This window comes from Shewanella japonica (assembly GCF_002075795.1).
GTDB lineage: Bacteria > Pseudomonadota > Gammaproteobacteria > Enterobacterales > Shewanellaceae > Shewanella > Shewanella japonica.
The window spans coordinates 2,839,862-2,852,408 of record NZ_CP020472.1; the positions used below are offsets into that span (position 1 = coordinate 2,839,862).

A 12,547-nucleotide genomic window follows, 5' to 3' on the forward strand; every position below is an offset into this window, starting at 1 on the left:
ATATATTACGCATGTAAAGTTGAGTATAAAAATTTAACATTACCAATTACATAGCGCTTAAACATCCGCTTTGGCTCTATTAGAAGCCTGTAAAGCCACTCAAGCCCCATATTTCTGATAAATGAAGGGGCACGTTTCACTTTACCACCAAGAAAATCAACTATTGCCCCACCACATATAATTAATCCTTTATCTAACTCTGTGGTTAACTGCATTGCCACCATTTCTTGTTTTGGCATTCCCATCGCAAGCAAATAAATATCAGCTTGCACAGATTTCGACAGTGAAACGTAATCTTCGGCGCTTGCAAAACCATTCTTTACAGCAACAACTTCTAGGCCTAGTTTTTCAAAAGCGGGTTTAGCAGATTGAAGGATTTCATCGCTAGTACCAAAGATTGCAAGTTTCAGCGGTGTGGAGCTTTGCGATGATTTGTTTGCCAAATGGCTTAATAATTGAGGAATGAAATCAGTGCCATTTAAATTAAAACCAAAATCCATGTTTAAATTTTTAAATAACAATTTGACCCCTATTCCATCTCGAAAGACAAAATCACTATTCAAAAGGTGCTGATAAAAATCTTTATTTTGTTTTGCTAAGTTGAAACCGTGAGCATTAGCAAACGCAACAGTCACCGTTTTTTTGGCTTCTAATGCATTTTGAATGGATTGAATAGCTTGTTCTGGTTGAGAATAAATAGTTAATTTCTCAGCTAAAGTTTTAAAAGTTGAACTCACGTAAAAGCCTTTAGTTTTTGAATGACGAAATCAGCGCGGTTATCCCAGCAATTATTTTTCGCAAAATTGATGCGAAAGTGTTTTTTCGCTACTGTGTTTGTCGTTAATTCATATGAAATTTTTTGAATAAATTCATCTACCGAAGAAGTAACAGACAGGTAACCCTTTGTATTCTCATCTACATCGCAATTGGTACAAACGACAGGTAGACCATACGAGAAAAACTCATAAACCTTTAACGGGTTGCGATATGTGTTAAATGTGTCGAAAGAATATGGACAAATGCCAATATCAAAAGTAGAGATTAACTCGCTTAATTCCTCATAAGGCACATAACCTTTCTCGATAATATTTGAATGGCTATCAATAACCTCTTGCGCCTTAGCATTCGATACCGGACCAACAAGCACTATCTGATATTGAGGGTACTGTGTGGCAATTGATTCAAGTATTTCACTGCTAAAACTGTTATCAATTTGACCAATAAATCCAATAGTGACGCTATCTTTAACCACTATATTATTAGGTACATTCTGGTTAATTAAGCTTCGAGATATTGCATTTGGATAGTAGAAAGAATGACTGCGTTTAACATTTTCCTGTTGAAGTAACCTATTACTGGTAAATAAGCTTACTAAGCTGGTATTTATACATTGTTCGACAGTCTCATCAAATCGCTCATTCCGGCCGTAAAAATATCCTTTATCATCTTTATAGTTATCGTATTGTAAATACACTAAATTGTCGGTTGGAAGGTACAAAAATTGATCTGGCTTATATATCCAGTGAAATAATGAGGATTGTGAAATATCATTCTTCATTCGATATAGCGTTAGCTGACATAAGATTGGCAACTTAACAAATAAAAACAGCAAAAGACTATGCTTAAAAGCGATAGACAGAGGCAATAATGTATATAACTCTTGTTCAGTTACCTTAGATGAGCTTTTAGCGAGCGCGTTTTTATTGTTACGAGAGCCTAAAAAAAACCTTGGTCGATTAAAGAACGTACAACCACCATCCAACTTTTCTGAAATTGCCTCGACTTCGCGTTTTCTATGATAACTTGAGAAATCCTCAGAAGTTGAAAAGAAAAATATGTGCATTTTATCGCCCTGAAGCTATTCCATCATTCACAATCAAGCCGCGATAGAATCCGAGCATCCAATAAATACCGCAAACATACATAAATGGGCTGTAAATAAGTAAGTTCGGAACACTAAAGGCATACTTTAATTGACGAACGTTAATACGAGTCACTTTAGCTAACATCAATAATGGCAAGATCATCGCCATCAAAATTTTCCATAACACTTTTTCTGAGTGATTACCGTAACGAATGAAATATAGGTTATTACCCGTTATTGAAATCTTTTTAAGTACTTTTTTTAATGGAGAGTCTTGAATTTGATAGCCAATAACATCAGGAGCTAGATATAACGTTTCACCATTAGAAACCAAACGTTCTGTTAACTCAGTGTCTTGCATTCTAGGTATATCTTTAAATCCACCGTAATTAAGAAACACTGACTTATCGAAGATCATAAATGCTGAGCTTAAATTACTGCGCTTTTTAACTTTTCGTGTAGATTGAGATTCATGATTGAAATAGAAGTGCTCTACGTTAGCTGAAAAGTCATTATTGATATCACGATTTAACTCTAAAGCACCGCCAAAATTATTGAATCCGTTAGTAATATTTCGGCGTATGTTAGCAATGGCATTTTGCTCCAAAACAACATCAGCATCAATAAATATTAAATGACTGCCTTTACTTGCTTTAGCACCGATATTGCGGCCTTCACCAGGGTTAAACCGAACCTCTGACTTGATAAAGGTAACAAACTGATATTTTTCACAAATACTTTTAACTTCATCGTGTGGAGAGCAATCAACCACGATGACTTCTACATTTTCATCCTTTTGACTATCTATTGATTGCAAGCAAGGATCTAGGTTCTTTTCTGCACAATAAGAAGGAATGACAACTGACAACATCATGTTTTTTGTACTCCAATGACTTCGTTATAAATTTTTTCTAACTTTACTATTTGTTTATTAAAGCAATGTCTTGTCTTAACTTGCTCAATCGCTGCAGTACTAAATGCCTCTCTAATTGATGGGTTATCAATTAAATAAATCAGTTTTTCGGCAAGTAATTGCGTATTTTTGGGTTCGACCACATATCCTGATTGATTATTGATAATGGCTTCGGGCATTCCGCCAGAGTCAAAAACAACTGCAGGGATCCCCATAGATTGTGCTTCTACAATGGTGAGAGCCAAGGCTTCTTCATGGCCATTTTCAAGTTGGATACTAGGTTGACAATAAAGACTTGCTGTACTTAATTCTTGTTTCACCTCATAGCTTGAAAGACGTCCTTTCAATTTAATTTGAGGAGAAATGGCATTTGCTTGTTTTTTTAATGAATCATGTAAAATACCATCGCCGATAATGACCAATTCCCAATCAGGGTGATACTTTAATATGATTGCCATAGCATCAATCAAATACGATAAACCTTTGTATTCAACATTCCTTGCTACACATAATATTTTTTTCTCTTTATCAGCATTATTATTTGAAAAGTATGCTGTATCTATTCCAATATAATTGGTGATAATTTTATGTTCCGGAAATCCCTTTTTGATTAATTTCTTTTTTATAAAATTTGATACTGCAATAAATACATCACCATTATCAGCAAGTTTACTCATATCCTTATGAAATTTATTTAACAGTTTTCCATGTTTTTGTGAATTAACGTGATCAAGGGAAATATCCAATCCATGAAAAGTTGTAATATGCGGAATACTATTTTTTTTTGTTATGCCAATTGAAGCATAACCGTTTTGCCCGAAATGACTATGAACAAGTCTTACATTATTATCTTTAAAAAAGCGACTAATCGATGGAAGCTTGATACCAAGCTTATAAATAATATCTTTTATTTTTCCGAATAAATTAGTATTTAAAACTAGCTCATTATCACACCTTACCGATAATCCATCTGATAATTTTTCACTGACCAATACAACAGCGTTAAATTGCTGTAGGCCCTCGATGTGATTTTTTATAAATGTTTCAGAGTAAGGCAGGTACTTATTAGTATTAATAGCCACTGTTAACTTATTTGCTTTCATTAGAACGCCTTAAAAACGTGGTTAAGAAGCTCTTTTCAAGCAACATAATGAACGAACTATAAATCAATACACCTATAGCAATTGATGCCATTAACATGTAGAAATTATTTAGCACAAAGTTATCTTGTGCCACTAACACCAGTAATGACATAAAAAACAATGAAATAAACGTTTTAGTATGTATAGTGAACTGTTTTAAAACAGGTATATTTAATCGAACACTCATCTGATAAGTCGTAAATGGTAAATTAAACAAAGACCTAAACAAAATTGACATTACAACAGCATATAAACCTAAATATGGAATTAATAAGTAGCACAGTAATAGCGAAATAACGCTTGATAAAATATCAACTTTTAGCGTTGTTTTTGGTGTTAACAGCGCAGTCAAGACTGTTGGGATATACATCGTCGTTAATGACACAACAGTACAAATAGCTAATCCTATGATGATAGGAACTGCATCAATCCATTTTTCGCCAAATATCGTTAAAATTAAAGGTTCAGCAACCAACGCTAAGCCGACAAATAATGGGGCAAAAATTAACATCGACACTTTTGAAAACTTTATAAAATCAGCAAGTAGACAAGTCGATGTTTTATGTGCAGAAAAAGTTGGTAGTGCATAAGAAATTGCACCACTCATTAATGCAGTCCTTGGCATGTCCACAATTCGCCATGCAAAAGCAAATACACCAACGGCTCCTGCTCCGAGGGTTGCACCAATTAGTAATGGTAACCCTTTGATATACCCTTCCCAGCTTAATTTACGCAGTGCTACAGAGACACCTAGATGAGTAATGTTAATAAGCTCTTTGAAGTCCATCCGACCAGACAAAGTAATCTTTTGAGCATTAATTAAAAAGATAAGCCCGAAAAACTCTATTAAAATAGCTTGGATTACCATGGACATGGCGCCAAACCCTAACGTCACCCCTATTATACCTAAAGACGCTCCCAGTAATTTACCAATCAATAAGCGCTGAGATAATGACTTAAATGCATGTCTTCTGCGTAACAGCGCTGTATAAATAGCATTAAGAAACAATATTGGAATAAGCACAGATGAAGTAAGGGCTAATTGCTGATAATCAACACTCTCTGTCACCCAAAAACTAACAAGAACGAGAAGCAAAGCAGTCAATAAGGATAACGTTAGTCCTCCGATAAAAACGGTATTAATTGCTTGCTTTTCGAGTTTCTTAACACACACCATTGGATCTTGAAATAAAGTACCAACAACCTGCCCCAAGCCCATAGATGCGGCTAAGACCATAGTTGCGATACCAATTTCAGTTGGCGTTAGAAAATATGCGTAAATAAAAAACGAGGTCATTGAAATAAATGACGCGCCGAGTTTTTCCGATATTATCCAAATGATAGAATAGAAACTTTTAGACAACTTAATCTCCAACTATATTAAGCGTACCAACGCTTAATATATCGCTCTAATTTTTTATATTTATTATCTAAAGCTTCACAATTCATTTGTAGCAACTGGCTTAAAATCAACCCATGTAATCTATCCGTTTTGATTGTTTTAAATCCAATAAAATAGCTATAGGCTTTATGTACCAATTTTGTATGTAAATTATTTACAAGAAATCCAGTTAAACCGCGAATATTAAGTCTATTGTTTTTCTTAATGATAAACTTGCTTATTTCAAATAACCTATTGAGATGCTTTGGAATAATGTCTATCCAGTCAACAGATATTGCAGTTTCTGTATTGGGTGCCGCTTCAACATCTTTTCTTAGAAAATACAGCTTAGAATCTATAGCGGCTTCTGATGGGTTAAACGTTCCAAAAAGAACAGTCGCGATATCAGGACAAAGTGTTACTTGACTGACATTTTCAGACACAAACTGCTCAAAAGAGTGTTCATCTCTGACAAAAATGCTGAAGTTTCTACATGCTCTGTATAAGTCACAATCATCTTTAAACGTATTTAAGTTACTATAATGTATAGACTGCGGCATCAAAACAAATTGATTATTAGGGAATTTAGACAGAGCTAAATGTCTAAAATTTTGATGCAAGGAGTAAATATCTCCGAAATTACCTCCGCCTTGCAATACGCAAACAACATCTTCCTCAATTTGTAGTTTATCTAATCTCGCTGGTTCATAAGCTGAAATAGAATCAATGACTGTCACATTTAATAGTTTGAACAGTTCCAGTGTTCCTAGATATAGCAGGCTATCACCAACATTTAAATTTACAGGAACATCAAGAAACAAGACTTTTTTATTTTCAAGAAGTGGCTTAAAAACCGTCAGTAACTCTTCTTTTTGCTCTAGCAGCTTACTAACGCTGCAACTCACTTCAATCACTTTATAATTCCCTTAATCCGTCTTAAAATCCTTGTTGGTACACTGCCATCTGCACCAGGGGTATACTTCCTGTAATACTCTTCTGAATCAGGGTTAAATGCACATTCAGCAAGGTTAAAATAAAACTTATTTTTTTGATACATTTTAAAACCAGCATACGTTGCCTTTAATGTATCGATAGGCATCCCTTTTTTTAAGCCATCTATTTGCAACAGAAATGAATGAAACACGACGCTCAACATTGGAGATTTCAGCTTTAAAGATAAATATGTTTTATTTCTAGCATGATAAGTCCAACGACCCGCATTCCATGCAACCCTGTGCTCAGCAGAGACCTTGTGACCAACTCCAATATTATGTAGATACTCTATTTCATAACCTAAATTGATGAACCGTCTCGATAAGTCAACTTCTTCATGGAGAAAAAATAATGAATTATCATAGCCATTAACTTGTTCAAAAGCAGATCTTCTGATTGCGTGACCAGCACCAACAAAACGCGTAGTAAAGAAATCCCTATTGGACCAATCCACGCTTGATAAACCATAAGACCAACTTGACTCATCATTACTTTCTGTACCAAACCTTTTTATATTAAAGGCAATAACAGCAGTTTTTGGCCTAGTATCATACGCTTTTACTACTTTTTCTAATTCAAAAGCCGTTAGAAATTCAGCATCATTATCAAGTGATACAATATAATCCCCGTTACCTAATTCCGAAGCTTGATTACGCCCTTCTGGTACCCCTGTATTCGTTATATTCTTTTGTAAATGAACATTTGGATATTCATTTACAAGCGTCTCAATATCTTGAACACATTCAATCTTGGAACCTTGATCGACTACATAAACATTTAAATCTATATTTTGTTGTTCTACTGCACTAATAATGGCTTTCTTAGTATCTTCTGCACGATCCCAGGAAAGAATAATCACATCAACTTTTTTATCAATTGTCATTTAAGGGTCCAGCTTATCCAAGTAGAAACTAATTTGAACTTAATTTATTCCCGAAGAAAATAAAGTCAGAATACTTATTTTTATTAAAAACAAACTCAATAATTATTGGTCCAAGAATACCGGTAAATAAGCTTGTAAAAATGATGAGTGATGTATTTTCTATACCAAGTTTATGGCTAACGATTCTCGTAGCAGCTGTAAAAAAAACATGAAACAGGAAAATGCTATATGAAAAGCGACCTATGGCACTAAATGTTTTTGATTTAAAATTAAACACATACAATAGAATACAAACAAGCAGGCTTATAAACACTCTATTCGCTCTTTCTAGCATTTCTGCAAACTCACTAAAAAAAAGATGAGAAACAATCAGCGAACAAAAACAAGTCAGCGTAATTTTGATTAACAAACTAAAATCAATACGAAAACGAGAGAATAAACAACCTATTAAAAAAAATGGCAATAAATAGAAAGCCCCCTCTATCGAAAAGTATTTTATGTTTACGCCTAAAATGTATATAGAAGTCATGATGACTAATAATATAAGCCAGTAGGGTTTCGCATTATTACTGATAGAAAAGAATAGCTTTTCAATTAACGCTACAAACAAAAAAATGAGAAATAACGACTCAATGAACCAGTAATGCCCTACTGGTAAAATATGGATAAGGAACAAATTTTCTTCACTATTGCTTGCAGGAACCAACCATTGAGTGATCGCAAATAACGTACCGACCGACAACATGGGCAGTAAAAGCCTTCTTGCCTTTTTAGTGACAAAATTATGATAATTTGCCGAAACAGACCTTAATCCATAAACAAAACCAGCCAACAAACCAAAAAGTGGCATTCTTACATAGATAAAAATATCATTCAGTTCTCTTAAGAAACCGTTTTCGATTTTTAAACCATACTCTAGTGTTGATCCAATGACGTGATACAAGACCAACATAAAACATGCTAACCCTCTTAGACTGTCAATGTTACTTTGAAATCTAGAATTGATTGTAATGGCCGCCGTCACTTTACACACCTTGCAGGGTTATTTTGCCACGCTACCGCCCCTGAATTTATAGCTTCCAGTGCGCTAGGATTTCCAAATTTTGGTTATGCTACTTAAGAACAATCTTCTGATATCGAAAATTCTACTTAGTTAGTCGTTACTTAGCATGGCGATAAACTCTGAAAGCCAACGCTAAATCACAACAAAACAGCAACAAAGAAACACTAAAAAAGATCTTGATGTAACACTTTGTCGCATACCGTTATATTTTAACGACTTAGCTATAATTTACTTTCTTGGCTTCAAAAAAGCGCTCATTATAGTCAAGTTTTTGACACAGGTGAAAGGTTATTTTTATTTTTTTGCCAATTAATCCTGTTTAGCTACAAACGATTATATTTTTTGTTTATTACGACTAGATTAAATTGCACTACAATGAGGCGCCAAAGCACCAATATTTTCAGCACCCTGTTCCACAAAAATAAAACACTCACCTTTTCAACAAGATAGATAGATCAAAAAACTTTCTATTACTCAAAACCCTGTAAACGGTTATGCAATCAATACTTATGCCAACTCGCGAAATTATGGGGTTGAACAAAAAAATTATTATTATTGCTTATTAAATCCCAAAAGTTGGTATCATGCCCGATGACTTTTGCACATAATTCCGTCAATTTTTCGCCAAATACAAGGCACAACAAACCGCAACATCAGTTGATTTTATGTGATCAAAAATTTCTTTTACGTTATTTAATTACATAAAAGCGGCTACTAAAGAGTGGTTTAATTTAACATTTAGATGATAAATTCACCTCGACCAGAGGAAAAAGTGACAGATAACGCGGGGCTAATGTAGCTGACAGACTTAACAACAAGGTAAACACCTTGTTGTTAATTCTATGAATTCTGATGGGTTATTTTGATGAGATAGCAATAAAACAGAAATATTTGTAACCAATACTAAAGTTTAAAATAACGAGAACTAGCTCAATAAAACAACCAGACACACTTGGCATGGCTGTGTAATATATTGATTCAATTACTATAAGTATGGTTTTTATTCTAATGCCGTTACGTTATGATTGTTTAGACATTCACTCAGTTAAGCCATCAATGATAAAAGTGGACAATCGAAAATTTGCTAATTAGTCGCAATATAAATCAACTTAGGCATTTTATTCAGTTGAAAATCAAAGCGCTTAGTGTTGTAAGTCTTATTAGTTTGACTTGCATGGCTACGGTTGCCGATTACTTTTTTACCGACAATTTTTATCAAGACATTGAAAACCGTTATGGCATTAACAGTGTTCAAGATTTTAAAGACTGGCAACAATTGATTGAAGATGGTGAGAATTTAGATGACTTTAGCCGTCTCAATCTGGTAAATCAATTTGCTAATAGAAAGATAAGGTATCGATTAGATATTGATCACTGGGGTAAAAATGATTACTGGGCAACACCTATCGAGTCTTTAGGTACCCGAGGTGGGGACTGTGAAGATTATGCCATTTTTAAATTTTTTACTTTAAAGGCAATGGGGGTTGATGAGTCCAAACTGCGTTTAATGTACGTTAGAGCATTAACGATAAACGAGCCCCATATGGTTTTAGTCTATTTCGAAAACTTGAGAGACATGCCATTAGTATTAGATAACCTTAAAACTAAAATTTTACCAGCCAATAAAAGAACTGATCTGAAGCCGATATATTCATTTAATGGCCAAGGGCTATGGCTAGCAAAGGCTCAAGGTCTTGGTAATGCTAAACCGACTAGTACCGGTAATAAAAATTGGACCGAGTTACTCAAACGAATAGAACAAGGCGATTAAGAGGTATAACTTGAATTTTTCAAATGGACTTTCACTCAGAGCACAACTTTATATCTTGGTTTCAAGTTTATGCATTTTTACCTTGAGCGCGTCTTTATATAATAATGTGTCAAACATGCAAGATTATCTGAATGATCAGCTGGCCTCTCACGCACAAGGGGCTGCGCATAATCTAGGGTTATCTATTTCACCATACATGGATGAAGAAGGCTTAGTGACAGCAGAGATAATGACTAATGCCATTTTCGATTCAGGTTACTATCAATTTATCCGATTCACTGATTTTGATGACAATATTCTATTTGAGCGAACTAACCCAACGTTAGCTCACCGAGTACCACAATGGTTTATGAACTGGTTCACATTACAACCTCCTATCATGCAAAGTGAAGTGAGTGACGGTTGGCGATTGGCTGGGATATTAAAAGTACAATCTAATGCAGGGACATCCTACACAGCACTTTATGATCATAGTATCAGCGCATTAAAATCGACACTTTTACAGTTATTCATTGCCCTAATCTTTTCATACTTCATCTTAAAATCGGTGCTTATCCCGCTGCTTTCTATTGAAAAGCAAGCAAAAGAAGTGACTCAAAAACAATTTAATTTTAACCCTTCGAAGCCTTTTACAACTGAGTTACGTACTGTTGTCAATGCTATGAATACCATGGTTGCCAATATTCAGCGTTCCTTTTCTGAACAAACAGCACTTGCAGAACAGCTATCACAAGAAGTATATGTTGATTCGTTAACTCATCTCCCTAACCGTCGAGCATTGCTAAAAAGATTTGATTCGTTACAAGCTGAAGCCCAGATACAAGGGGATCGTTTTTTTGTCAGTTTAGTATCAATGCCCTCACTCCAATCAATTAATAGTAATGAGGGCTATGGCAGCGGTGATAGCTATATTAGTGAAGGATCGGAGCTGCTTTTATCTCTAAGTCATAATATAGAAGGTATCGATGTATACCGAATTTCAGGTTCTGAATTTGCAATTCTGGCTTATGTCACTGAAGAGATAGCAAATGAATTTAGCCAAAATATGCTAGATGCCTTCAACATTGCCAATTCCTCTCGTTTCGAAGAGGGTTTTGCTAACCAAGTTATTACTAAAGTGTCGTTAACCGATTCTTTTACCGACGTTACAAAGCGTTTAGATACATTACTCACACACGACAATTATTTAGCTTCTCCGATGACGTCCAATATTGCGACTCCCAACGAAGCACGTTCGCGCTCCGAATGGGTCAATATTATTTCTGAGTTCACTGACTATTATCAAAATGAAATAGCAAATGCGAGTAGTGCTGATTTCAGTATTAAATGCATCCCATTGGAAAAATTATTTGATCTCACTATGCAACCTGTAGTCGATAAAGATAATAATATTTTATATGTTGAGTCTTTTGTTCGCTTTAAGCATAACGGTAAAGAGCTTCCCACTGTTGATGTTTTCGCCATGGCAGAACGCCTTGGATTACTCGATAACTTAGAGCGTGCTGTAGTAAGCTTTATTTTTCTTAAACTACAACAAATTAAGCAAACTACTGTTGCCATCAACATCAGTAATACAGCCCTCCATGATGCTAACTTTCATCAATGGTTATTTACTTTATATCGCCAATTGCAACACCGCTTACCGCCAATTTTATTTGAATTTAATGAAACAGCAGCTATGGTATCGCTAAATTCCACGAAGCAATTTATCTCTCAGGCCAAAAGCGCAGGTATTGGGATTACGATCGAAAGATTTGGCTCTAGTTTGACCTCTTTCCAATATATAAAGAATATGGACATCGATTTTGTCAAATTAGATGGCAGCTATATCCGAGACATAGAGCAGGCAGATACGCAATTTTTCATTCAAACGGTGACACAGATTTGTCACGGCATTGGAATCGATGTTATTGCACCACAAATCGAAACAGAACAAGTATCACAGCACTGTTTACACATGAATATTGATGGCCTTCAGGGCAACGGTTTATTCGCTGTAAAGAATTTTAATCATATTGATGGACTAACAATCAATACTGCAACCATGCTAGACTTAGCAGACTTTAATTAATCTATTTATCGAGGAACGATAATGTTAAAGCAAAAATTATTAGCATTAGCTATATCTTCACTATGTATATCTGGAGCATATGCAGAAGTGAACCAAGAAGAATTCACTGCTGGTTTGGTCACTGCCTCTGCTGAAGGGAATTCCCCTGCACAGTACGCTCTGGCTCAAATGCAAAATAATCCTGCTGATAGTGCCGACATACTTGGTTTTGCTTTAATTGCTGCTGATAGCGATATGGCAATCGTTAAAAGTGTCCTAGCTGCAGCCCTTGAAAGTGGAATGGATCCAGATGAAATTCTAGCTATCGCGCTAGCCAATGGCATTGACCCTTCTATCGTTTCTGAGGTTATCGAAGAAACTCAAACTGCTGCGGGTGCATTTGCACTGGGCGCAGCCCCAACTCCAGGTGCACTAGGACTAGGTGGCGGTTCTGGCGGTGGTGGCGGAACAATTTCGGGTAACTAAT

The 12,547-nt window shown here is 35.3% G+C and carries 11 protein-coding genes; 3 read left to right on the forward strand and 8 right to left on the reverse strand.

All coding sequences use genetic code 11. From position 1 onward, the window contains the following. Positions 1 to 5: 5 nt before the first annotated feature. Genes SJ2017_RS12125 through SJ2017_RS12160 form a run of 8 tightly spaced genes read right to left on the reverse strand, consistent with a single transcriptional unit; the run spans position 6 to position 8,200 of the window. Positions 6 to 737: a WecB/TagA/CpsF family glycosyltransferase gene (locus tag SJ2017_RS12125; RefSeq protein ID WP_055023312.1), complete on the reverse strand. Its 732-nt coding sequence runs from the start codon at positions 735 to 737 to the stop codon at positions 6 to 8. Beyond that, positions 734 to 1,843, reverse strand: a complete 1,110-nt coding sequence (locus SJ2017_RS12130) for a glycosyltransferase (RefSeq protein WP_080915930.1) — start codon at positions 1,841 to 1,843, stop codon at positions 734 to 736. The genes SJ2017_RS12125 and SJ2017_RS12130 overlap by 4 nt, the downstream gene beginning before the upstream one ends. A gap of 1 nt (position 1,844) precedes the next feature. Beyond that, the gene (locus tag SJ2017_RS12135) at positions 1,845 to 2,738 is read right to left on the reverse strand and encodes a glycosyltransferase family 2 protein (RefSeq protein WP_080915931.1); all 894 of its coding nucleotides are present in this window, start codon (positions 2,736 to 2,738) and stop codon (positions 1,845 to 1,847) included. After that, positions 2,735 to 3,880, reverse strand: coding sequence for a glycosyltransferase (locus tag SJ2017_RS12140; protein ID WP_080915932.1), 1,146 nt, complete (start codon positions 3,878 to 3,880; stop codon positions 2,735 to 2,737). Before SJ2017_RS12140 ends, SJ2017_RS12135 begins: the two co-directional genes overlap by 4 nt. Beyond that, entirely contained in the window at positions 3,867 to 5,282 is a 1,416-nt protein-coding gene (locus tag SJ2017_RS12145; RefSeq protein WP_156003264.1) for an oligosaccharide flippase family protein, read from the reverse strand. Before SJ2017_RS12145 ends, SJ2017_RS12140 begins: the two co-directional genes overlap by 14 nt. A gap of 17 nt (positions 5,283 to 5,299) precedes the next feature. Next, a complete protein-coding gene (locus SJ2017_RS12150; protein ID WP_080915934.1) occupies positions 5,300 to 6,214 on the reverse strand; it encodes a polysaccharide pyruvyl transferase family protein in 915 nt (304 codons plus the stop codon). Continuing rightward, on the reverse strand, positions 6,211 to 7,176 hold the full coding sequence (locus SJ2017_RS12155) for a glycosyltransferase family 2 protein (protein WP_080915935.1): 966 nt from the start codon (positions 7,174 to 7,176) through the stop codon (positions 6,211 to 6,213). Before SJ2017_RS12155 ends, SJ2017_RS12150 begins: the two co-directional genes overlap by 4 nt. A gap of 28 nt (positions 7,177 to 7,204) precedes the next feature. Then, positions 7,205 to 8,200 (reverse strand): acyltransferase family protein, encoded by a 996-nt coding sequence (locus SJ2017_RS12160; RefSeq protein WP_080915936.1) that lies wholly within the window; start codon positions 8,198 to 8,200, stop codon positions 7,205 to 7,207. 1,213 nt (positions 8,201 to 9,413) lie between these two features. On the opposite strand from SJ2017_RS12160, the gene SJ2017_RS12165 reads away from it, so the two are divergent. The 3 genes from SJ2017_RS12165 to SJ2017_RS12175 all read left to right on the forward strand — a co-directional run bounded on the left by SJ2017_RS12165 (position 9,414) and on the right by SJ2017_RS12175 (position 12,546). Beyond that, positions 9,414 to 10,010: a transglutaminase-like cysteine peptidase gene (locus SJ2017_RS12165; protein WP_080915937.1), complete on the forward strand. Its 597-nt coding sequence runs from the start codon at positions 9,414 to 9,416 to the stop codon at positions 10,008 to 10,010. 106 nt (positions 10,011 to 10,116) lie between these two features. Further along, a complete protein-coding gene (locus tag SJ2017_RS12170) occupies positions 10,117 to 12,081 on the forward strand; it encodes an EAL domain-containing protein (RefSeq protein ID WP_276328895.1) in 1,965 nt (654 codons plus the stop codon). 21 nt (positions 12,082 to 12,102) lie between these two features. Next, positions 12,103 to 12,546: a hypothetical protein gene (locus tag SJ2017_RS12175; protein WP_055023322.1), complete on the forward strand. Its 444-nt coding sequence runs from the start codon at positions 12,103 to 12,105 to the stop codon at positions 12,544 to 12,546. Position 12,547 lies beyond the last annotated feature (1 nt).